We start from the raw sequence: 23673 nt of genomic DNA, 5'->3' as shown, positions 1-23673 counted from the left end.
AATTCAATTTGAAAATTGTAATTTTACCGCTTTAAAAATTAAAGAATGCAAAAATTTATTGGTACAGGTGTTGCCTTAGTCACGCCATTTAATAATGACTTATCTGTAGATGTAGAAGCACTAATAAACTTAGTGAATTTTAATATCGAAAACGGCACTAATTATTTAGTAATTAATGGTACAACAGCAGAAAGTGCAACAATTACCAAAGAAGAAAAACAACTTATAATAGATGTTATAATAAAAGCAAATAATAAGCGTGTGCCTTTAGTTTTAGGCGTAGGTGGTAACAATACTTTAGACGTTGTTAAAGAGTTAAAAACTAGAGATTTTACTGGTATAGATGGTGTTTTATCAGTAGCACCTTACTATAGTAAACCAACTCAAGAAGGTTTTTATCAGCATTATAAAGCGCTTTCAGAAGCTACAGAATTACCAATAATTTTATATAATGTACCTGGTAGAACAGCTAAAAACATGGAGCCAGCAACAACTTTACGTTTGGCAAAAGACTTTAGTAATATTGTAGCTGTAAAAGAAGCAGGTAACAACCAACAACAATACAATGCATTATTAAAAGATAAACCAGAAGATTTTTTAATTATTTCTGGTGATGATGATTTGGCTTTAGGCGTAACTTTAGCTGGTGGGTCTGGTGTAATTTCTGTAATTGGACAAGCTTATCCAGCAGAATTTTCTAAAATGATACAATTAGGTTTAGAAGGTAAAAACAAAGAAGCTTATAAAATCCATTTTAAAATGATGGATGTTGTAGATTATATTTTTGAAGAAAACAACCCTGCAGGTATAAAAACGGTTTTACAAGAATTAAATATTTGTAAAAATGATGTGCGTTTGCCATTAGTAAAAGCTAGTGAACAGTTACATACTAAAATATTAAACTACGTAAAAGCCTTTTAAGTAAACACTTAATCTTAACAAACTTTTAGTATCAATTTATTAATATTTTAAGTCTTTTTTGCTGATAATTGCAAGACACAATTTAGTGCATCAAAAATCGTTTTAATTAAAATTATTTTTTTGAAGATTTTGATGAATCTTACTTGCATTTAATTGTTAAGCTGAACTGCTAATACTGAACTTGTTTTAGTATTTCAGGAGCAAGAAGGAAAGAATTATTTCATAAAAAATAAATTCTTTTATTATCCATAATTAATTAGTAATTTTGCCGGATGCAAAAATTTAAAAATTTAGCGTATTTAGTAGTGTTTAGTGTAATGCTATTCTCTTGTGGAGAGTATCAAAAAGTACTAAATAAAGGGAGTGTAGAAGATCAGTATCAGATGGCTGTAAAAATGTACGAAACCAAAAAATATGCAAAATCTTTGCGTTTATTTGAAAAAATAACGCCAGCATATAGAGGTAAACCTCAAATGGAACGTGTACAATATATGGTAGCTCAGTCTAATTTTAACGAAAAAAATTATAGTCTTGCTGGTTATTATTTTGATCGTTTTACAAAAAACTACCCAAAAAGTTCTAAAAATGAAGAAGCTTCTTTTCTATCCGCTTTAAGTTACAAATTAGCTTCGCCAGTTTTTAGCAAAGACCCTACAGATACCAATAAAGCATTAGAAGCTTTTCAAAGTTTTATAAATGCATATCCTAATTCTGATAAGATTGATGAGGCAAATCAACATTATAAAGATTTAAGATATAAGTTACAGAAAAAATATTTCGAAATTGCTAAAACGTATTATACAACAGCAGAATACGATTCCAGAAATTACAAAGCAGCAATACAGGCTTTCGATAATCTTTTATCAGATTATTTAGGTTCTGAATTTAAAGAAGAAGCTTTATATTATAGATTAAAATGTGCACACGATTATGTACTTAAAAGTACAGACAGAAGAAAAGAAAGCAGAATTAAAGATGCTATAGATGCTTACGAAAAGTTAGAAAGAAACTTTCCAGAATCTCAATTTATGGAAGAATCTAATAAAATGTTAGCAACACTTAAAAATGAAGAAAAAAGAATCGATGGCATTATTGCTCAGATTAAAGATTTACAAAAAGAGAATACCAAAGAGAAATAATATATATTATGGATTATAAAGATACAGAAGCTGCATTAAGTACTATTACTTATAACAAAGATATAATCGAAGCTCCTACTGAAAATATTTACGAAGCAATTTCAATTATCGCTAAAAGAGCAAATCAAATTAATGCTGATTTAAAGAAAGAATTGGTAGATAAATTAGATGAGTTTGCTACTTATAATGATAGTTTAGAAGAAGTTTTTGAAAATAAAGAACAAATTGAAGTTTCTAAATTTTACGAGCGTTTACCAAAACCAACTGCAATCGCTGTTGATGAATGGTTAAAAGGTAAAGTATATCACAGAACTCCAGAAACAGAATAAAAATGTCTGTTTTAAGTGGTAAGAAAATTCTTTTAGGCATTACTGCTGGAATTGCTGCTTATAAAACGGCTTCTTTAGTTCGTTTATTTATAAAATTAGGCGCAGATGTTAAAGTTATAATGACACCTGCGTCTAAAGATTTTATAACACCTCTCACACTTTCTACACTTTCTAAAAATCCTGTTCATTCTACTTTTTATAATAAAGAAGAAGAAAATGAATTATGGAACAATCACGTAGATTTAGGTTTGTGGGCAGACTATTTTTTAATAGCACCTGCAACTGCAAATACAATGTCTAAAATGGCAAATGGTACTTGCAATAATTTATTGTTAGCTACATATTTATCAGCAAAATGCCCAGTATATTTTGCACCTGCTATGGATTTGGATATGTACATTCATCCATCTACCAAAAAAAGTTTAGACAAATTAAAAAGTTTTGGTAATATTATAATTCCTGCAACTTCTGGAGAACTAGCAAGTGGTTTAGTTGGTGAAGGAAGAATGGCAGAACCACAAGATATTGTTACTTTTATTGAGAATGATATTTTAGACAAACTGCCTTTAAAAGGTAAAAAAATAGTAATTACAGCAGGCCCAACTTACGAGGCTATAGATCCTGTTCGTTTTATTGGGAATCATTCATCTGGTAAAATGGGATTTGCTATTGCAAAATCGGCCGCAAATTTAGGTGCAGAAGTGTTTTTAATTTCTGGGCCAAGTCATCAACAAATACAACATTCATCAATAAAAAGAATAGATGTAGTTTCTGCAGAAGAGATGTATAAGGCAGCACATCAATATTTTAATGATGTAGATGTTGCTATTTTATCTGCTGCTGTTGCAGATTATAAACCAAAAAATGTTGCTAATCAGAAAATAAAAAAGAAGGAATCTTCGTTAACAATTGAGTTAGCACCCACAAAAGATATTTTAGCTTCTTTAGGTGAAATTAAAAAACATCAGCTTTTGGTTGGTTTTGCCCTTGAAACAAATAATGAAATTGAGAATGCAAAAGGCAAGCTAAAACGTAAGAATTTAGATTTAATTGTTTTAAATTCTTTGCAAGATAAAGGAGCAGGTTTTGCCACTAACACAAATAAAATTACTATTATTGATAAAAATTTGAATGAAAAACCATTTGAATTAAAGTCGAAAATAGAAGTAGCTGAAGATATAATGAGCGAAATTGTCTTAAGAATTAAAACTCTAAATTAAAGATATCTCTTGTTTTTATATAAATAATCTAAAAAAGAACTATTGTATATGATGCGTAAAATTATTTTTCTTTTTGCTTTGTTCTTAATAACATCAAACATAAATTCTCAAGAGTTAAATTGTTTGGTAAACATAAACTACGATCAAATTTCTGGTTCTAACAGACAAGTATTTGAAACTTTACAAAAATCTTTAACAGAGTTTGTGAATCAAACAAAGTGGACAAATAGAGTTGTACAAACTGAAGAAAAAGTAGATTGTGCAATGAATATTATAGTTACAGAAAGAAATAACAATAATTATACAGCTACTCTACAAATACAATCTTCAAGACCAGTTTACGGTTCAAGCTATGCAAGCCCTTTATTAAATTTAAAAGACAACGATTTTACGTTTAGGTACAATGAATACGATCCTTTAATTTATAATAGAAATTCTTTTGATAGTAATTTAGTATCTACTATTGTATTTTATGTATACACAATTTTAGGGGTTGATGCAGATTCATTTTCTAAATATGGAGGTCAAACTGAATTAGAAGAGGCACAAAATGTTATGTTGCAAGCACAACAAAGTGGTTTATCTGCTTGGCAAAATGTGGTAGGTAAACAAAATCGTTTTTTGTTGATTGATAATTTATTAGCACCAAAATTAAAAGCCTATAGAGATGTAATGTATGATTACCACATTAAAGGTTTAGACAATTTTGGAACAAACAAAGAATACGCAAAACAGACCATAGAAGATAGTGCTTTTAAAATGGAAAATCTGTACAACAAAACTGTTGGTAATTATTTAATTCGAGTATTTTTTGATGCCAAAGCAGACGAGTTAGTAAACATTTATTCTGATGGTCCTAGAACTAGAAATGCCATTAAATTATCGACAACCTTAAAAAGAATTTCTCCTAACAATAATTCTAAGTGGAGAAATATTGAATAACTATATTTCTTTAATTCAGGGTATTAGAATTTTCTAATAAATAGTAAACTTTAAGGTATTTTATCAAAATTTTATAAAAATAGAAAATGCATGCAAGCACACATGGAGCAATAGGTATTGCTATAATAACAGCAACCTATATAATTACTAAAAGCGAAAAGAAAACTTTTATTATTGGTGGAATACTTGCTTTTGCTTCTCATTATGTTTTAGACTTCATAGGTGAATCTCCTTATAAAACTATACAAGAAATGCTATTCATTGAAGTTGCTGTTTATTTATGGTCTCTAGTATTAATGTATTTCTTAGGGATAAAATATCTAAAATTTTCAGTTTTTGGTTTTTTTATGGCCAACCTCATGGATTATATTGATAAGAAAATGTATTTATCTATTTTTCTACCCAAAGAATACCCTTTTACGTATTACTTCCATTCTAAAAATCAAGTACTAATTCCAATAAGTTATCAAAAAACGATTATAGCTGCAATCGTTTCTGTAATACTAATAGGTATTTGTTTTCTAATATTAAGAAATAATAAGATGAGGCTTAAGTCTTAATTTTTGTTTAGTTTATCTCTACAAGAGAGAGATTATTTATCAACTTCCCTTTTTCTTTAATTCTTCAAAATCAAAAAAGTCTTTTACATCCACTTCTAAAATAGTTGCTATTTTTAACAACGTATCTATTTTAATATTGCTTTTTCCGTTTTCTAGATTATGATAAGCAATTTGACTTGTACTTAATCTACAGCCCATATAATATTGAGAGTATTCTTTTTTTAAGCGAGCAAATTTTATTTTCTTTCTAATAGCAATTAATTTTTCTTCCATTTTTGTTTCTAATTTAATAAGATAAACCGAATTGTGCAATCTCTATAGAAGGTAAATTCTTTTTCTCCCCATATATGGGGAGAAACCTCCCTATAAATGGGGATTTGATAAACTTATAATTTATAATTTTTTTGATATTGACAAAATAGTTTTTCTGTTTTAAATTTACAGTATCATTGCTATGTTAGACCTTCTTAAATGTTCTGATTAAAACTTTGATTTTCTAAAATATATTATATTTTGAATTGATTTTATAATTATTTTAAGGAGTGAATTTTATTTCACTCTTTTTTTGTTTATCAATAAATAAGTACATATTTACAAATATTGATTATTTAGAAACGCATTGGTCAGAAAAACAAGTAATTAATTTTATAACTAAAGTTTCTGATATCACCACAATTATAAAATTAAGTCCAGAAACTTTTAAAAAATTGGAAAAAGATAAAACTATTCATAAGGTAGAAATTCTAAAACAAATTACTTTATACTACCAAATAGCTACAAAGAAGGTAGAATTATTACTTTTTTTAATAACCTACAAGCCCCAAATAAACTAACCAAATTTTTACAATGATTATTAGAAAAAACTAGTTTAGTATTCTTTAAAATTTCACTAATTTTATTGTTTAAAATTAAGAGAACTTGCTCACACAACTTTCCATAAATAACTACGCTTTAATCAATCAATTAGCTATTGATTTTTCTTCTGGTTTATCTATAATTACTGGTGAAACTGGTGCTGGAAAATCCATTTTGTTGGGGGCATTAGGTTTAGTTTTGGGTAATAGAGCAGATTTATCTTCTTTAAAAGATACTTCTAAAAAATGTGTTGTAGAAGCCAGGTTAGATATTGCGAATTATAATTTAAACGATTTTTTTAATGAAGTAGATTTAGATTACGAATCTGAAACTATTATTAGAAGAGAAATTTTGCCTTCAGGTAAATCTCGTGCTTTTGTAAATGACACACCAGTTCGTTTATCCGTTTTAAACGAATTAAGAACAAAGTTAATAGATGTGCATTCGCAGCATCAAACTTTGCAATTATCAGACAACAGTTTTCAGTTTTCTATTTTAGATGCTTTAGCAAAGAACAAAGAGAAAATTGCTTCTTACAAAAGAGGTTATGCAAAACTTAATCAACTAAAAAAAGAACTACAAGAATTAGAAGCTGTTCAAAAAGAAGCAAATCAGCAATACGAATATAATTTGCATTTGTTTAATGAATTAGAAGAAGCCAATTTAAAAGTTGATGAACAAGAAGAATTAGAAGAAAAATTAGAGAAGTTAAATAATATTGAAGATATAAAATTAAATTTATCAGAAGCTTTAGAAATTTCTGTAAATGAAGAAATAGGTATCCAAAACTTATTAAATACGCTAGAAAATCGCTTGTTAAAAATCGCTTCTTTTTCTAAAGATTATCAAGAATTATCAGAAAGAGTAACATCAGTAAAAATAGAAATTGATGATGTTGTTGCAGAATTAGAAAATGCTAATGAAAACGTCGATTTTAATCCGAATGAAATAGAAGAATTAAACGATCGTTTACAATTGATTTACAATTTGCAGAAAAAGCATACAGTTTCTACAAATAAAGAATTAATCAATGTTTTAGAAGATTTATCAGAAAAAGTAAGTCAAGTAGAAAATGCAGAAGAAACCATCAATAACAAACAAAAAGAGATTGATGATGTTGCTGGTAAATTAGATAAATTAGCGGGTTTAATTACAAAAAGTAGAGTTGCTTCAATACCTAAATTAACCAAAGAATTACAGTATTTATTATCAGAATTAGGTATGGAAAACGCAAGATTTTCTATTAAGATTAACCCAACTAAAAACTATTTTTCTAACGGAAAAGACGAATTAGAATTTTTATTTTCTGCTAATAAAGGAGGTAGTTTTGGCGAACTTAAAAAAGTAGCTTCTGGTGGAGAGTTATCAAGAATAATGTTATCTGTAAAGAAAGTTTTATCAGAAAACACACAATTACCAACCATTATTTTCGATGAAATAGATACAGGAGTTTCAGGTGAAGTCTCAAATAAGATTGCAGCAATTATGCAGCAAATGGGCAAACACATGCAAGTAATTGCAATAACACATTTACCACAAATAGCATCGCAAGGAAAAAACCATTATAAGGTATTTAAAAAAGAAGTAAAAGGTGTTACAACTACCAATTTAAAGCAATTAACTACAGAAGAAAGAATTAAAGAAATTGCAGAAATGTTAAGTGGTAAAGATATTTCTGATTCAGCCTTAACACACGCAAAAGAACTTTTAAATTTATAAAAATTCTTAACGAATTTTTTGAACAACTTATGTTTTAATAAAAGCAAGTAATAGATATATTTGCACAATTAAATTAACAAATCTAAATCGCTTCTTTTCATTATAGTTTAAAAAAATATTAAAAACAAAGAAGCCTATAACTAGTATTATGTACAACTTATTAAAAGGAAAAAAAGGAATTATATTTGGTGCTTTAAACGAGCAATCTATTGCTTGGAAAGTAGCAGAAAGAGCGCATGAAGAAGGTGCAGAATTTGTATTAACAAACGCACCAATTGCTTTAAGAATGGGGCAATTAAATGCGCTTGCAGAAAAAACAGGTTCGCAAGTAATTGCTGCAGACGCAACTTCTTTAGAAGATATAACAGCTTTAGTAGAACAATCTATGGAAATTTTAGGAGGTAAAATCGACTTCGTTTTACACTCTATAGGTATGTCTGTAAACGTAAGAAAAAAAATACATTATACAGATTCAAATTACGATTTTACAGCAAAAGGTTGGGACATTTCAGCACTTTCTTTTCATAAAGTAATGAATGTTTTATACAACAAAAAAGCAATGTCTGATTGGGGTTCTATTGTAGCATTAACCTATATGGCTGCACAAAGAGTTTTTCCAGATTATAATGATATGGCAGACAACAAAGCTTATTTAGAGAGTATTGCACGTAGTTTTGGTTACTTTTTTGGTAGAGATCATAAAGTTCGTGTAAACACAATTTCTCAATCGCCAACACCAACAACAGCTGGTAGTGGAGTAAAAGGTTTTGATGGTTTTATAGAATACGCAGAGAAAATGAGTCCTTTAGGTAATGCATCTGCTTTAGAATGTGCAGATTATACAATTTCTATGTTCTCAGATTTAACTAAAAAAGTAACAATGCAGAACTTATTTCACGATGGTGGATTCTCTAATATGGGAGTAAGTGATCCTGTTATGGAAAAGTTTGAGTAATATTTTTAGAAGCTATTTCCAGCTTTACGTTATATCTTTTTTTGAAAAAACAAAAAAAGGATGCCACTTCAATCTGGGCTAAACTTGTTTGCCTACTTTTAGAAAAACATAAAATGCAAATCTATTTAGGTTTGCATTTTATGTTTTTTTACATTTACAATATCGTTGTAAAGTATTTTAATTTTGCGACACTGAAACCTAAAAAATTTGCATTTTTTTTTCTCTATAATCGTACCCGTTTATAACCGTCCAAAAGAAATAGACGAGTTATTAGAAAGTTTAACACAACAAACGTATTCAGAAGCTTTTGAGGTTTTAATAATAGAAGATGGTTCATCAGAAAAAAGTGATCAAATTGTAGAGAAGTACAAATCAAAAATAAATTTAAAATACTTTTTTAAAGAAAACAGTGGAGCAGGAGCAAGCCGAAATTTCGGAATGCAAAAAGCTTCAGGTAATTATTTTATCATTTTAGATTCAGATGTAATTGTACCAGAACAATATTTATCAGAAGTAGCAAAAATGCTACAAACCAATTATACAGATGCTTTTGGAGGTCCAGATGCAGCACATAAAAATTTTACAGTTTTACAAAAAGCCATTAATTATTCCATGACTGCTGTTTTAACTACTGGAGGAATTCGTGGTAAGAAAAAAGCTGTGGGTAAATTTCAGCCAAGGAGTTTTAATTTTGGTTTATCAAAAAAAGCATTTGAAAAAACGCAAGGTTTTTCTAAAATGAAAAACGGAGAAGATATAGATTTAACCTTTAAACTATGGAAAAATAATTTTGAAACTCAATTGATTGCAACCGCTTTTGTATATCACAAACGCAGAAGTACAATACCACAATTTTTTAAACAAACTTTTGGTTTCGGAACTGCAAGACCAATTTTAAATCAGAAATATCCATCAACAGCAAAAATAACTTATTGGTTTCCTAGCATATTTATTATTGGTTTTACTCTAAGTATTTTATTGGCATTTTTTGGTTATTTAACTTTATTCAGTTGTTATTATCTATATTTTTTAGCATTATTTTTCGATTCACTTTTTAAAAATGGATTATCAGTTGCTGTGTTAAGTATCATAACTTCTCTTACTCAGTTTTTAGGATATGGTTTTGGTTTTTTGCAAAGTCAGTTTATGCGTAAATAAATTAAAAATATTCTATTAATTTATATTATAAAAACTGTGTTTTTCTTTTACAATAAAGGAATGAATAATATCTTTGGTTATTAAATTGAATATGAACAAAATATATAATAATGATGAAGTGGACTAATTTTATAACTTCGATTGTTCATAATCATAATCATAATGCTTCTTGTAACAAATAAAATTCATATAATAGTAGATTAGATTTTTCCCAACAAAAAAATTATGACAAAAGAATTCAATGAGCCTGATGATTATTTATTTATAGAAAAGGCTGATAATATAGATATTAGAGATGAAATTAAAAAGTATTTAATTCATTGGAGCTGGTTCTTAATTGGTCTTTGTTTGACATTCCTTTTGGGCTTTTTATATTTAAAATATACTCCAAAGCAATATAGTGCATCAGCTTATATCATGATTAAAGACAATTTAAAAAGTGGTATTTCTGAAGAGTTTAAAGCTTTTTCTGACTTAGGGATTGTTGGGAGTAGTTCTACAAATAACCCAGAAAATGAGATTTTTATTATTAAATCGAGAAAGATTATCGGTAAAATGGTAGACTCATTAAACTTAAATATTAGTTATTTTAAAAATGCAGATATAAGTAATGTTGAATCTTATAAAAATAGTGCCATAAAGCTAGAATTTGTAAATAAAAATAAAGAAGCTTTACATTATTCGAAAGACACATCTTTTACAGTAAGTGTATTACCAAATAATGAGTTAGTATTAAAAAACATAGATGGAGATACTTTAAAGCATTCTAGATTCAAAGAGATTATACGAAGTAAAGAATTAGGAAATTTTAAAATTATAAAAAATGAAAATTCAATTTTAACTAATAATGTTTTAGTTGTTATTAAATCTCGTAAAAGTGTAATTAGCTCATATGCCTCAAAAATTATGATTACTCCTATGAGTGATTTTTCTAGTATTCTACATTTACAAGTTGTGGATCATAATAAATTTAAAGCAGAAAACATATTAGATGAATTAATAAAGCAATATAATCATGATGCAATAATTGACAAAAATATTATTTCAAGAAAAACGTTAGCCTTCCTTGAGGCAAGATTAGAAAAGCTAGGTGGTAGATTGGCTTTAATTCAAGATAGTTTAAAAACTTATAAGATTGAAAATGGTATTTCTGGTAACCCAATAGAAAATCAAATTGTATTAGAAACCATCACAGAAAATATAGGGACTAAAGATAAATTAATTACACAGTTAAGTATAATTAATTGGGCTGAGGGTCAACTTAACAATTTATTGGTTAAAAATGAAATTCTTCCTGTTAATCTTGGTTTTGATGATCAAAATATTTCTAAAAGTATAGGTGAAATTAATAAGTTGCTTCTACAAAGAAAAAAAATATTAAGGTTTTCTGGAGAAAAAAATCCGATTATCCTTGAATTAAACAATCGAATAAAAGGATTAAAACAAAACTTAAGGTCTAATTTGAAAAATTTAAAAAAATCAGTGGAAATTAGATTAAATAATACAAATATTCAAAATAGGAAAAATCAATCTAAAGTTGCTAGTATTCCTGAAATAGAGAGAGGGATAGTAGATACATATAGGCAAAAGCTAATCTATTCGGAATTATATTCTTATCTTCTAAAGAAAAAAGAAGAAACAGCCATATCTTTAGCAATTACAGTTCCAAATGCTAAAATTATTGACGTAGCATTTAGTTCAGGATCTCCAGTATCACCTAATAATAAAAATATATATTTATTATCATTGGGAGCAGGACTACTTATTCCATTTATCTTAATTTATATAAGAAGTAGTCTAGATAACAAAATACACAATAGAAAAGATATAGAGGCTAATTTAAATATTCCATATTTAGGAGATATTCCCCACACAGAAGTTATTGAAAAGATAATCGTTAAAAATGAAACAAGAACCAGTTCAGCTGAAGCTTTTAGAATATTAAGGACAAATTTAAATTTTATTTTACCAAAATCTAATACTGACACTAAGGGTAAAGTTATATTTGTAACTTCAACTATTAGTGGAGAAGGGAAATCATTTGTTTCATTAAACTTAGCGGCATCTTTAGCCTTAACAAATAAGAAAGTTTTATTAATCGGTTTAGATTTAAGAGCTCCTAAAATCACAGAATATCTTGATGTTAAAGACCATAAAGGAGTAACTAATTATATTTTAGATGAAAAAATTAATCTAGATGATATTAAGTTTAATGTTCCGCAGATTAAAAATGTAGATTTTATAGCATCTGGGGTAATCCCTCCAAATCCTTCTGAATTATTATTAAATCCACGAGTGGAAGAAATTCTTAGTACTGTTAAAAATGATTATGACTATATAATTGCAGACACGGCTCCAGTAAGCTTGGTTACTGACACCATGTTAATTGCTGAAATGGCGGATGTTGTTTTATATGTTGCTAGGGCAAATTATATTGATAGGAGAATGTTAATAGTTCCACAAACATTATATAAAGAAAAAAAACTACCTAATATGGCAATTGTTTTAAATGATACTGATACAAATAAAGGTTATGGCTATGGGTATGGTTATGTTGAGCAAGATAAAAAAACTTGGTATAAGAGATTTTTAGGATTATAAAATTAAAAAAGCTCCCAATTTCTTGAGAGCTTTTTATTTAAAAAATATTTGACTGTTATTTCTCTGGATTTAATATTCCTAAAATATAACCATTTGTTAAATATTTTTTTGCTACCATTTTAATATCTTCTTTAGTTAAAGCGTTTACTCTTTCTTCAAAAGTAGTGACCTCTGAAGCCTCATTTTTCATATAATCGATATTTTTAATTAAGTTTAACCAATATCTATTTCTCTTTACATTTTCTTTATGATCTAAAATTTGCGCTTTTTTGGTTTTCATTAGATCTTCTTCAGAAGGACCATTTTTAGCCATGTCTGCAACTTGCGCAATAGCAATACTTTTTAGTTTATCTACATTTTCTGGAGCACAAGGAAAAGATATCGAAAAATTATATTTACCATATGGTAATTTTGAAATACTACCACTAGTTCTAGAAGAATATACACCACCTTCTTCTTCACGTAATTTTTCTGTTAGCTTTATACCAACAATTTCACCTAAACTTTTAAAAGCTAAAGCTTCTTTTGGATTATAGGTTGTTTCTCCTAGATAAGTTATTCTTACATTACTTTTGGGGTCTTTTCCTTTTTCTACGATTTTGGTATGAGAACCTTTTAGAGGTCTAAAATCATTTACTTTATAAGTCTCTTTAGAATCTTTACCAGGTAAACTTGCAATATATTTCATTGCATATTCTGCTAATTTGCGTTCATCGATATTACCAACAAAATAGAAATTAAAATCTCCTGCATCAGCAAAACGCTCTTTGTATTTTGCATAAGCTAAATCGTAATCTGCTGCATCGTATTTTTCTTCAGAAGGAAAACCAGTATATCTAGTATTACCTTTATTCATAAAGTCTGACATTTCTTTTTGGAAAAAGAAATTTGGACTCGCTAATAAATTACCTAAAAAACTCTTGTTTTTGTTAATAGAAGATTTAAAAGCTTTATCATCTTTATTTAAAGAAGTAAAGTATAAATGTATTAATTGAAAAAGTTCTTCCAAATTTTTTGGAGAAGCAGAACCATTAAATCCTTCGCTTAAACCACTAATATAAGGCCTAGCATTAGCAATTTTACCAGACATCATTTTTCTTAAATCAGACTTTGAATAACCATTTACACCAGCATCAGTTAATGCAGCATTTGCAAAAGATGTTGCTTTTAATTCCTCATCAGTGTATAAAGAAGTACCCCCATAGCTATAGGCTGTAAATAAAATTTCATCGTTTTTAAAATCTGTTTTTTTGTAAGTAATCTTTGCACCATTTTCTAAAACAAATGTTTTTGTACCTAACTTGTCGTTTTTGTTAGTACCTACAATTTTACCCATTTTAGGGGTTTCAGTAATTAAAGAAGCTGCTACTTCTTTATCCTCATAAGGTTTTAACTCTTTAGTTTTTACATTATTTAAGGCATCTAAAACTTGTTGCTCAGTTACAACTTGTTTAGGACCAGTAATTATGATAACTCTATTATCATCGTGAATAAAGCTTTTTATAACTTCATTTACTTCCTTAAGCTGTATTGTAGGTAATAATTTTTTATTCATTTCAAAAGTCCAAGCTATACCTGGAATAGGGCTTTTATCTAAAAAGTGATTTACATAAGCACCTACAATTCTTCCTGATTCATTTTTATCTCGATCATTATATGATTTCTCTAAACGAGATAAAACATTTTTTTTGGCTCTTTCTAATTCTCCTTTTGTAAAACCAAAACGTTTTGCACGCTCACTTTCTTCTAATAAAGCTTCAAGACCTTTTAATTGACCTTCTGAACTTGTGTTTGCAACAGATTGATATGCTTCTCTGTTTCTTGCATAAGTACCTCCATGATAACTGAAACCAAAAATAAAAGGAGGGTTTTCTCCATTTCTTAACTCATCTAAGCGATTATTTAACATTTGAGAAAATAAAGATTCTACTATCGATTTTCTAAAAGCTACAATAGTTTCTGTTGGTTTAGTATCCTCATAATCCTTATACATTAATTGTACTCTAGAAAAGGGAGATTCTTTATCAGATTCTATAGATATAAATGTTTCTTCGTGATTTTTTACAGAGAAAGATTCTCTTTTTCTTGGGTTTTCTGAAATTTGAATATCACTAAAATATTTTTGAATTTTATTTTCTAGTTGAGCAACATCTACATCACCAACAGCAATAACTGCCATTAAATCTGGTCTGTACCAGTCTTTTTGAAAACGTCTGATACTTTCGTAAGAAAAGTTTTTAATGCTTTCTTCAGTTCCAATTGGTAACCTGTCTGCATATTTAGAGCCGTACATTAATTTTGGTAAATATTTTTCCATCATTCTACTATCTGCACCACGTCTAGATCTATACTCTTCTAGAACTACACCACGTTCATCATCAATATCTTTATCTTCTAATAGTGCGCTTCCAGCCCAATCTCTTATAATTTGAAACCCTTTGTCTAGTTTGGCTTCATCATCACTAGGTATAGGTAAAATGTATACAGTTTGGTCAAAACCTGTGTATGCATTTAAATCTGCTCCAAATTTTACTCCAATAGATTGTAAATAATCTATTAATTCATTCTTTTTAAAGTTTTTTGTTCCATTAAAATTCATGTGCTCCATAAAATGGGCTACACCTAATTGATCTTTATCTTCTAAAATAGAACCAGCATTAATTGCTAAACGAAGTTCTACTTTATTAGCTGGTTTGCCATTGTTTTTAATGTAATAAGTTAATCCGTTAGAAAGTTTACCAATTTTAACACTTTCATCAATAGGTATTTTTTTTTCTAATTTTTGTGCGTATAAAAATGTTGTAAAAACAGATAATAATAAAGTAAATAGTACTCTTTTCATAGAAGTTTATGGGTTTTAAATTTGTTATTGAAGCTAAGATAAAGACTTAAAATTAATTAAACTAAGTTTTTAGTTCAATTTTAAGAGAATTAATTTTTATTTATCTTTATCTTAACTTTTGGTTAGGTTTTAAAACTAAAATTGATTAGAAATTAAATAATGGAAAGAAGAAAGTTTATAAAAAAAGCATCAGTTACTGGTTTAAGTTTGGTTACAATGTCATCATCATTAATCAGTAAAGCAAATTCTAATAAAGTAAAGAAAGGTCTTTTACCTAATAAAATATCAATTAAACCTTTGGTAATTGCAACTTGGAGAACTCCTTTGGCTGTTAATACTGCTGCTGCACTTTTAGAAAAAGGTAGTTCTGCTTTAGATGCAGTTGAGCAAGGTTGTAGAATTGAAGAAGCAGATATAAAAAATCAGTCTGTAGGTAAAGGAGGTTTGCCAGATAGAGATGGTAATGTAACTTTAGATGCTTGTATTATGGATGATAAAGGGAATTACGGATCAGTTTTAGGAGTAAAAAATATAAAGCATGTAATTTCTGTAGCTAGAAAAGTAATGGAAGATACTCCACACGTTATGTTAGTGGGTGATGGAGCAGAACAATTTGCAGTAACTAAAGGGTTTAAAAGAGAAAATTTATTGACAGAAGCTAGCAAAAAAGCTTGGGAAGAATGGAAAGTGAAATCTGAATACAAACCGATTATCAATATAGAAAATCACGATACAATAGGAATGTTAGCCATTGATAAAAAAGGAAATATTTCTGGAGCTTGTACCACAAGTGGATTGGCTTATAAAATGGCAGGTAGAGTAGGAGATTCTCCTATTATTGGAGGTGGACTTTTTGTTGATAATGAAATTGGAGGTGCAGCTGCAACAGGTTTAGGAGAAGAAGTTTTAAAAACCGTGGGTAGTTTTTTAATTGTAGAATTAATGCGTCAAGGAAAATCGCCACAAGAAGCTTGTGAAGAAGCTATTGCTAGAATTGTTAGTAAACCCAATAGTAATTATAAAAATTTTCAGGTAGGTTATATTGCTGTAAATAAACAAGGAGAAACTGGTGCTTATTCAATTCACGAATGGTTTAGCTATAACCTTTATCAAAAAAAAGAGAATAAAAATATTAAATCTGATTTTTATAATAAAGATTAATTTTTGGTGGTACTTTAATATTTTGTCATTTAGATTGTAATACCTTTTTTAATATTTGATGCTTATTTAAGGAATTGAAACTAATATTAAATTTTATATAAAAAAAGAAACCCAAAACTGATTTAGTTTTGGGTTTTAAAAATTATCTAAAGGCTACCTTTTTATTTTTTTTGTCTTGCTTGTTGCTCTTGAGCTTGTTTCATAGCATCATCAATACGTTGTCTGAATTTACTTTTCTTCTTTTCAGGACGTTTTTTATTTTCTTCAATTTGTGCGTGAATTTTATCTTCATCTATCACATAATTCTTAATTACTAACATAATTGTAATTGTTAGTAAGTTAGAAATAAAGTAATATAAACTTAATGAACTTGCATAATTGTTAAAGAAAAATAACATCATAATAGGAGAGAAGTAAATCATATACTTCATCATCTTACTCATATCTGGCATACCTTCTTGTGTAGGTGCTTGCATATTTGCTTGTTGACTTTGGTTCATTTTCATATAAAAGAAAATAGCTACTGAAGCCAAAATTGGGAATAAACTTACATGATCTCCATAAAAAGGAACAGAAAACGGAAGTTTAAAAATAATATCATAAGAAGATAAATCTGGTGCCCACAAAAAGCTTTCTTGTCTTAAAGCTAAGTTTGTAGGAAAAAATTTAAATAAAGCAAAGAATACTGGCATTTGTAATAATGCAGGAATACAACCAGAAAGCATACTAACACCTGCTTTACGTTGTATTGCCATTGTTTCTTGCTGACGCTTCATAGCATTTTCTTTCCCTGGATATTTTTCGTTTAAGGCAGTTAATTCAGGTCTAATTACCTTCATTTTTGCACTTGATAAATATGATTTATAAACTAAAGGAGACATTATAATTCTTACAACAATCGTCATTAAAATGATAATTAATCCGTAGTTTGATAAAAAGCCTTGTAAGAAATTAAATACAGGATAGAAAACGGTTCTATTTAAAAAACCAAAAATTCCCCAACCTAAATCTGCAGTTTCATCCAAATCAGTTCCTTCATAAGATTTTAATAAATTATAATCACTTGGTCCATAAAACCATTTCATATTATAATTTAACTCTCCACCAGCTAAAGCTAATGGTGTTTTTAATGCAAAACTTTTAGTAAAAACAGTATCAATTTCTTCATTTTCTACTAAGTCTTTAGAAGTTACAGTTGCATTTTCAAAAGGTGTATCTGTTAATAAATTAGATGTAAAAAAGTGCTGTTTATAAGCAACCCAATCTACATCATTAATAACTTCAGTATTACCAGCACTTACATTATCTACATCTTCTTCAGATTTATAATATAAATTAGAATACATAGTATTCTCTGTTTTTATACTTTTTTCGTGTCTATACCCTTTTAAAGACCAATCTAAATTAATAGGATTAGAAGAGTTAATTACCGAACTTAAACCTTGAGAGCGAATAGAAAAATCAACCATATATTTTTTAGGTTTTATTTCATATCTATATTCTAAAAACTGAGAATCAGAAACTTTAAGTTTCATCGATAAAACTGAGTTTTCTCCGTTTTTAGTTAAAGCCGGTTCAAAAAATAAATCTTTAGTATTTAAAATTCTGTTGTCTGTTGTTCCAAAATTGATGTTAAATGACGAGTTATTATCATTAATCATATATAAAGGAAGAGAATCGTGCGTTTTATAATTCTTAATTAAGGCTTTTACAATCTGTCCACCTTTATTATCAATAGTTAATTTTACAAGACTATTTTCAATTTCTGTTGTACCTTCTGTACCATTAATTGCACTTTGAGCAAAAGCACCTAATTTATTCGTTAAGGCAACTTGTTTTAAAGAATCGTTAGCGAAACTTGGTGATGCAGTTTTGGCTGTTGTTGGTGTATTAACTGTAGTTTCTTCTACATCTGGTGTAGATTTTTGCTCAATATCTTCTGGTTTGTTGGTGTTTAAATACCAAAGCATTATTGCACCAAGAAGAATCATTCCTATAAAAGAATTATAATCGAATTTTTTTTGTTCCATATGTAAATTAATGTCAATTTGTCATTAACTCAAGAAAATCTCTTGAGAAAATCGCGACAAATGTAGTTAAAAAGCAGATTTTAGGTTGATTTTTATGCTTTAAATTATATACTTATTAGTAGTTCAATTAGTATTCCGAAATTATGATTTAGATTGTTTTAAAGCAGCTTTAATAAAATCTACAAATAAAGGATGAGGTTTTAGAACCGTACTTTTATATTCTGGATGATATTGAACCCCAACAAACCAAGGATGATTGGTAACTTCAACAACTTCTACTAAGCCCGTTTTTGGATTAATACCAGTTGCTTTCATTCCTTTTAATTCAATTTGATCTTTATAGTCGTTATTAAATTCATAACGATGTCTATGACGCTCACTAATTTTTTCTGTTTGATATGCATTGTAAGCCTTAGATCCTTCTAAAAGATTACAGTCCCAAGCACCTAAACGCATTGTACCACCTTTTTCAGTAACATCTTCTTGGCTTTCCATTAAATTAATAACAGGGTTTTTACAATTCTTTTTCATTTCTGTAGAAAAAGCATCAACTAAACCTAAAACATTTTTAGAAAACTCAATCACTGCCATTTGCATTCCTAAACAAATTCCGAAAAAAGGAATATTATTTTCTCTTGCATATTGTACAGCTTTAATTTTACCATCAATTCCACGATCTCCAAAACCAGGAGCAACTAAAACTCCGTTTACGCCTTTTAATAATTCTTCGTAATTTTCTATGGTTAAGCTTTCTGAATGTATCCAACGAACTTTTACTTTTGTTTCGTTAGATGAACCTGCATGAATAAATGCTTCTGTAATTGATTTATAAGAATCTTGTAACTCAATATATTTACCAATTAAAGCAATTTCTACTTCAGAAGTTGGGTTTTTGTGCTTTTGTAAAAAGTTGTTCCAAGTTTCTAATTTAGGTTCTTTTTTAGATTCTAAATGTAATTTCTTTAAAACTACAGTATCTAAACCTTCTTCTAACATTAAGTTAGGAACATCGTAAATGGTTTCTGCATCTATAGATTGTATAACATCTTCTTTTTTAACATTACAAAATAATGCTAGTTTTCTTTTGATGTCATCAGAAATATCGTGCTCAGTTCTACACACTAAAATATCTGGGCTAACCCCACTTTGCATTAACATTTTAACAGAGTGTTGTGTAGGTTTTGTTTTTAACTCACCTGCAGCTGCAAGATAAGGCACTAAAGTTAAGTGAATAACTATGGCATTTTCTTCTCCTTTTTCCCATAACATTTGTCTAACAGACTCAACATATGGTAAAGACTCTATATCACCTACAGTTCCACCAATTTCTGTAATTACAATATCGTAATCACCAGTTTCTCCTAAAAGTTGGATTCTGTGTTTAATTTCATCAGTAATATGAGGAATAACTTGTACTGTTTTTCCTAAAAAGTCTCCTTTTCTTTCTTTGTTGATGACAGATTGATAGATTCTACCAGTAGTTACGTTATTAGCCTGACTTGTAGGTATATTTAAATATCGCTCATAATGACCTAGATCTAAATCGGTTTCAGCTCCATCATCAGTTACATAACATTCTCCATGTTCGTACGGATTTAATGTTCCTGGGTCTATATTAATATAAGGGTCTAATTTTTGGATAGTTACAGAAAAGCCTCTTTCTTGCAATAATTTAGCTAATGAAGCTGCAATAATTCCTTTTCCTAGTGAAGATGTTACGCCTCCTGTTACAAAAACGTATTTAGTATTGTGCATGGTTACTTTAGGTTTGTACAAAAGTAGTAACTCTAAATATTATCAACAATAAAAAAGATAAAAACATTCTAAAAATGCCTATTTTTGTAGTTCTGAAAAATATTTTAATTTTTTTTCAAATACTATTTGTCAAAAATAAAAACAGTTGTATATTTGCACACGCTTTTAGCAAGATAAAAATTGATAAGCAAAAAAAAATAATAAAGAAGACTTTTAAAAATACATATAATGCCGAAAAGAACGTATCAACCATCAAAGAGAAAGAGAAGAAACAAACATGGTTTCATGGAGAGAATGGCTTCTGCTAATGGTAGAAAGGTATTAGCTCGTAGAAGAGCAAAAGGAAGAAAGAAAATTTCTGTTTCATCTGAAACTAGACATAAAAAATAAATGATTAACAATTGTTAATATATAAGGTGTTACTTTTTTAAGTAACACCTTTTTTTATACCCAAGCACTACTTATTTTTGTAAAACTAATAAACACAATTACTTACAATGCCAAAAAGAGAAGACCTTAAATCCATTTTAATTATTGGTTCAGGCCCAATTGTTATTGGTCAGGCCTGTGAATTCGATTATTCAGGATCACAATCTTTACGTTCATTAAGAGAAGATGGTATAGAAACTATCTTAATTAACTCAAACCCAGCAACAATTATGACAGACCCTTCTATGGCTGATCATATATATTTGTTGCCACTTACAACAAAATCAATTATTCAAATTTTAAAAGAGCATCCGCAAATTGATGCAGTTTTACCAACAATGGGTGGTCAAACAGCATTAAATTTATGTATTGAGGCAGATGATAAAGGAATTTGGGAAGATTTTAATGTAAAATTAATAGGGGTTGATATTGATGCAATTAATGTTACTGAAGATAGAGAGCAGTTTCGAGAATTAATGATAAAAATTGGTGTGCCAATGGCACCTCAAGAAACTGCAACATCATTCTTAAAAGGTAAAGAAATAGCACAAGAGTTTGGTTTTCCTTTAGTAATACGTTCTTCTTATACTTTAGGAGGTGCAGGTGCATCTATTGTTTATGACTCTAAAGATTTCGACGAATTATTAAGCAGAGGTTTAGAAGCATCACCAATTCATGAGGTGATGATTGATAAAGCAATGATGGGTTGGAAAGAGTACGAATTAGAATTATTGAGAGATAAAAATGATAACGTAGTTATTATTTGTTCTATAGAAAATATGGATCCTATGGGTATTCATACAGGAGATTCTATTACAGTAGCTCCTGCAATGACACTTTCTGATAAAACTTATCAAAAAATGCGTGATATGGCTATACATATGATGCGTTCTATTGGAGATTTTGAAGGTGGTTGTAATGTGCAATTTGCAGTTTCTCCTGATGAAAAAGAAGATATTATTGCTATTGAAATTAATCCACGTGTATCTCGTTCATCAGCTTTAGCTAGTAAAGCAACAGGTTATCCAATTGCAAAAGTAGCTACAAAATTAGCTATTGGTTATTCATTAGATGAGTTAGAAAACGGAATTACAAAATCTACATCTGCTTTATTTGAGCCTACTTTAGATTATGTAATTGTAAAAATACCTCGTTGGAATTTTGATAAATTTGAAGGTTCTGACAGAACTTTAGGTTTACAAATGAAAGCTGTTGGAGAAGTAATGGGTATTGGTCGTTCTTTTCAAGAGGCACTGCACAAAGCAACTCAATCTTTAGAAATTAAAAGAAACGGATTAGGTGCAGATGGTAAAGGTTATACAGATTATAATCAAATTATAGATAAATTAACCAATGCAAGTTGGGACCGTGTTTTTGCAATCTATGATGCAATTGCAATGGGAATTCCATTATCAAAAATATATGCTATCACAAAAATTGATATGTGGTATCTAAAGCAATATGAAGAGTTGTTTCAATTACAGAAAGAAATCTCTAAATATTCTATAGATACTATTAATAGAGATTTATTATTAGAAGCTAAACAAAAAGGTTATGGAGATAGACAAATAGCACATATGCTAGATTGTTTAGAGAGCGAAGTTTATAACAAAAGAGACGAATTAAAAGTACAGCGTGTTTTTAAATTAGTAGATACTTGTGCTGCTGAATTTAAAGCAAAAACTCCTTACTATTATTCAACTTTTGAAAATGAGATTGAAACTCCTAATGGAGAAATTACTATTGCTAACGAAAGTATAGTTACAGATAAAAAGAAAATTATAGTTTTAGGTTCTGGACCAAACAGAATTGGGCAAGGAATTGAATTTGATTATTGTTGTGTTCACGGAGTTTTAGCTGCTGCAGAATGTGGTTATGAAACAATTATGATTAACTGTAATCCTGAAACAGTTTCTACGGATTTTGATACGGCTGATAAATTATATTTCGAGCCAGTTTTTTGGGAACATATTTATGACATTATTCGTCATGAAAAACCAGAAGGAGTTATTGTTCAGTTAGGAGGACAAACTGCTTTAAAATTAGCTGAAAAGTTAACTAAATATGGAATTAAAATTATAGGAACTTCTTTTGAAGCTTTAGATATTGCTGAAGATAGAGGAAGATTCTCGTCTATGTTAAAAGACAATAAAATTCCTTATCCAGAATTCGGAATTGCAGAAACTGCAGATGAAGCTTTAACTTTAGCTGATGAATTAAATTTCCCTATTTTGGTAAGACCTTCTTATGTATTAGGTGGTCAAGGAATGAAAATTGTAATCAACAAAGAAGAATTAGTAGAGCATGTAGTTGATTTACTGGGTAGAATGCCAAATAATAAATTGTTGTTAGATCATTATTTAGATGGCGCAATAGAAGCAGAGGCAGATGCAATTTGTGATGCAGATGGTAATGTGTACATTATTGGTATTATGGAGCATATAGAACCTTGTGGAATTCATTCAGGAGATTCTAATGCAACTTTACCAGCCTTTAATTTAGGAGATTTGGTAATGCAACAAATTATAGATCATACCAATACAATTGCAACTGAATTAAAAACTGTAGGTTTAATTAATATTCAGTTTGCTATTAAAGATGATATTGTTTATATTATTGAAGCAAACCCAAGAGCTTCTAGAACTGTGCCTTTTATTGCAAAAGCCTACAAAGAGCCTTATGTAAATTACGCTACAAAAGTAATGTTAGGTCATAATAAAGTTACAGACTTTAGTTTTAACCCTCAATTAGAAGGTTATGCTATTAAGCAACCAGTTTTTTCTTTCAATAAGTTTCCGAATGTAAATAAAAAACTAGGTCCAGAAATGAAATCGACTGGAGAAAGTATTTTATTTATTGATAGTTTAAAAGATGATGACTTTTACGATTTATATTCAAGACGTAAAATGTATTTGAATAAATAGAGTTTTCTATTTTTGATATTTTAAAAAAGCATCCAAATTTAATTTGGATGCTTTTTTATTTGGATAAATACTAAGTTTTATTTAGCTAATAAATAAAAAATTAACTTACAATTAATTAAAATTGAACTCATTT

Annotated in this window: 17 protein-coding genes; 13 read left to right on the top strand and 4 right to left on the bottom strand. The window is 28.7% G+C overall.

Annotated features, from left to right (window positions below; genetic code table 11):
• The first annotated feature begins 45 nt into the window (after positions 1-45).
• From dapA to KO506_RS01330, 6 genes are all read left to right on the top strand, one after another.
• Positions 46-921, top strand: coding sequence for a 4-hydroxy-tetrahydrodipicolinate synthase (gene dapA, locus KO506_RS01355; protein ID WP_215993111.1), 876 nt, complete (start codon positions 46-48; stop codon positions 919-921).
• Positions 922-1193: 272 nt separating this feature from the next.
• Positions 1194-2060: an outer membrane protein assembly factor BamD gene (locus tag KO506_RS01350; RefSeq protein ID WP_215993110.1), complete on the top strand. Its 867-nt coding sequence runs from the start codon at positions 1194-1196 to the stop codon at positions 2058-2060.
• 8 nt (positions 2061-2068) lie between these two features.
• Positions 2069-2389 carry a DNA-directed RNA polymerase subunit omega gene (locus tag KO506_RS01345; RefSeq protein ID WP_068365019.1) on the top strand — a complete coding sequence of 107 codons (321 nt, stop codon included), beginning with the start codon at positions 2069-2071 and terminating at the stop codon, positions 2387-2389.
• Between the two features lie 2 nt (positions 2390-2391).
• Positions 2392-3609 carry a bifunctional phosphopantothenoylcysteine decarboxylase/phosphopantothenate--cysteine ligase CoaBC gene (gene coaBC, locus KO506_RS01340; RefSeq protein ID WP_215993109.1) on the top strand — a complete coding sequence of 406 codons (1218 nt, stop codon included), beginning with the start codon at positions 2392-2394 and terminating at the stop codon, positions 3607-3609.
• A 48-nt stretch (positions 3610-3657) separates the two neighbouring features.
• A complete protein-coding gene (locus tag KO506_RS01335; protein WP_252726745.1) occupies positions 3658-4551 on the top strand; it encodes a DUF4835 family protein in 894 nt (297 codons plus the stop codon).
• Positions 4552-4637: 86 nt separating this feature from the next.
• Positions 4638-5111, top strand: coding sequence for a hypothetical protein (locus tag KO506_RS01330; protein WP_215993108.1), 474 nt, complete (start codon positions 4638-4640; stop codon positions 5109-5111).
• A 39-nt stretch (positions 5112-5150) separates the two neighbouring features.
• On the opposite strand, the gene KO506_RS01325 is transcribed toward KO506_RS01330, so the two are convergent.
• Entirely contained in the window at positions 5151-5384 is a 234-nt protein-coding gene (locus tag KO506_RS01325) for a helix-turn-helix domain-containing protein (protein WP_215993107.1), read from the bottom strand.
• A 645-nt stretch (positions 5385-6029) separates the two neighbouring features.
• On the opposite strand from KO506_RS01325, the gene recN reads away from it, so the two are divergent.
• The 4 genes from recN to KO506_RS01305 all read left to right on the top strand — a co-directional run bounded on the left by recN (position 6030) and on the right by KO506_RS01305 (position 12399).
• Positions 6030-7685: a DNA repair protein RecN gene (recN, locus tag KO506_RS01320; RefSeq protein WP_215993106.1), complete on the top strand. Its 1656-nt coding sequence runs from the start codon at positions 6030-6032 to the stop codon at positions 7683-7685.
• Between the two features lie 148 nt (positions 7686-7833).
• Positions 7834-8640, top strand: coding sequence for an enoyl-ACP reductase FabI (locus tag KO506_RS01315; protein ID WP_215993105.1), 807 nt, complete (start codon positions 7834-7836; stop codon positions 8638-8640).
• Positions 8641-8847: 207 nt separating this feature from the next.
• A complete protein-coding gene (locus tag KO506_RS01310) occupies positions 8848-9798 on the top strand; it encodes a glycosyltransferase (protein WP_215993104.1) in 951 nt (316 codons plus the stop codon).
• 225 nt (positions 9799-10023) lie between these two features.
• Positions 10024-12399, top strand: a complete 2376-nt coding sequence (locus KO506_RS01305) for a GumC family protein (protein WP_215993103.1) — start codon at positions 10024-10026, stop codon at positions 12397-12399.
• A gap of 55 nt (positions 12400-12454) precedes the next feature.
• On the opposite strand, the gene KO506_RS01300 is transcribed toward KO506_RS01305, so the two are convergent.
• Positions 12455-15241 carry a M16 family metallopeptidase gene (locus KO506_RS01300; RefSeq protein WP_215993102.1) on the bottom strand — a complete coding sequence of 929 codons (2787 nt, stop codon included), beginning with the start codon at positions 15239-15241 and terminating at the stop codon, positions 12455-12457.
• Between the two features lie 159 nt (positions 15242-15400).
• On the opposite strand from KO506_RS01300, the gene KO506_RS01295 reads away from it, so the two are divergent.
• The gene (locus tag KO506_RS01295; RefSeq protein ID WP_215993101.1) at positions 15401-16402 is read left to right on the top strand and encodes an isoaspartyl peptidase/L-asparaginase family protein; all 1002 of its coding nucleotides are present in this window, start codon (positions 15401-15403) and stop codon (positions 16400-16402) included.
• A gap of 161 nt (positions 16403-16563) precedes the next feature.
• Here KO506_RS01295 and yidC read toward each other — a convergent pair whose 3' ends face one another.
• Both yidC and KO506_RS01285 read right to left on the bottom strand, forming a co-directional pair.
• Complete coding sequence (yidC, locus tag KO506_RS01290; RefSeq protein WP_215993100.1) at positions 16564-18432, bottom strand: membrane protein insertase YidC; 1869 nt, start codon at positions 18430-18432, stop codon at positions 16564-16566.
• 141 nt (positions 18433-18573) lie between these two features.
• Entirely contained in the window at positions 18574-20187 is a 1614-nt protein-coding gene (locus tag KO506_RS01285) for a CTP synthase (protein ID WP_215993099.1), read from the bottom strand.
• A gap of 228 nt (positions 20188-20415) precedes the next feature.
• Between KO506_RS01285 and rpmH the strand changes: the two genes are divergently transcribed.
• Both rpmH and carB read left to right on the top strand, forming a co-directional pair.
• Complete coding sequence (gene rpmH / locus KO506_RS01280; protein ID WP_026775082.1) at positions 20416-20577, top strand: 50S ribosomal protein L34; 162 nt, start codon at positions 20416-20418, stop codon at positions 20575-20577.
• Positions 20578-20684: 107 nt separating this feature from the next.
• The gene (gene carB / locus KO506_RS01275) at positions 20685-23540 is read left to right on the top strand and encodes a carbamoyl-phosphate synthase large subunit (RefSeq protein WP_215993098.1); all 2856 of its coding nucleotides are present in this window, start codon (positions 20685-20687) and stop codon (positions 23538-23540) included.
• Positions 23541-23673: the final 133 nt, after the last annotated feature.

Origin of the sequence: Polaribacter vadi (genome assembly GCF_018861005.1) — a bacterium.
GTDB lineage: Bacteria > Bacteroidota > Bacteroidia > Flavobacteriales > Flavobacteriaceae > Polaribacter > Polaribacter vadi_A.
Note: the sequence above shows the minus strand (reverse complement) of the source record. Positions and strands in the feature narration are given on the sequence as shown.

What these genes read in the sequence shown, in the direction of transcription:
- dapA (WP_215993111.1), top strand. Translation starts at nt 46, where the DNA reads ATGCAAAAATTTATTGGTACAGGTGTTGCCTTAGTCACGCCATTTAAT.
- KO506_RS01350 (WP_215993110.1), top strand. Translation starts at nt 1,194, where the DNA reads ATGCAAAAATTTAAAAATTTAGCGTATTTAGTAGTGTTTAGTGTAATG.
- KO506_RS01345 (WP_068365019.1), top strand. Translation starts at nt 2,069, where the DNA reads ATGGATTATAAAGATACAGAAGCTGCATTAAGTACTATTACTTATAAC.
- coaBC (WP_215993109.1), top strand. Translation starts at nt 2,392, where the DNA reads ATGTCTGTTTTAAGTGGTAAGAAAATTCTTTTAGGCATTACTGCTGGA.
- KO506_RS01335 (WP_252726745.1), top strand. Translation starts at nt 3,658, where the DNA reads ATGATGCGTAAAATTATTTTTCTTTTTGCTTTGTTCTTAATAACATCA.
- KO506_RS01330 (WP_215993108.1), top strand. Translation starts at nt 4,638, where the DNA reads ATGCATGCAAGCACACATGGAGCAATAGGTATTGCTATAATAACAGCA.
- KO506_RS01325 (WP_215993107.1), bottom strand. Translation starts at nt 5,384, where the DNA reads ATGGAAGAAAAATTAATTGCTATTAGAAAGAAAATAAAATTTGCTCGC.
- KO506_RS01315 (WP_215993105.1), top strand. Translation starts at nt 7,834, where the DNA reads ATGTACAACTTATTAAAAGGAAAAAAAGGAATTATATTTGGTGCTTTA.
- KO506_RS01305 (WP_215993103.1), top strand. Translation starts at nt 10,024, where the DNA reads ATGACAAAAGAATTCAATGAGCCTGATGATTATTTATTTATAGAAAAG.
- KO506_RS01300 (WP_215993102.1), bottom strand. Translation starts at nt 15,241, where the DNA reads ATGAAAAGAGTACTATTTACTTTATTATTATCTGTTTTTACAACATTT.
- KO506_RS01295 (WP_215993101.1), top strand. Translation starts at nt 15,401, where the DNA reads ATGGAAAGAAGAAAGTTTATAAAAAAAGCATCAGTTACTGGTTTAAGT.
- yidC (WP_215993100.1), bottom strand. Translation starts at nt 18,432, where the DNA reads ATGGAACAAAAAAAATTCGATTATAATTCTTTTATAGGAATGATTCTT.
- KO506_RS01285 (WP_215993099.1), bottom strand. Translation starts at nt 20,187, where the DNA reads ATGCACAATACTAAATACGTTTTTGTAACAGGAGGCGTAACATCTTCA.
- rpmH (WP_026775082.1), top strand. Translation starts at nt 20,416, where the DNA reads ATGCCGAAAAGAACGTATCAACCATCAAAGAGAAAGAGAAGAAACAAA.
- carB (WP_215993098.1), top strand. Translation starts at nt 20,685, where the DNA reads ATGCCAAAAAGAGAAGACCTTAAATCCATTTTAATTATTGGTTCAGGC.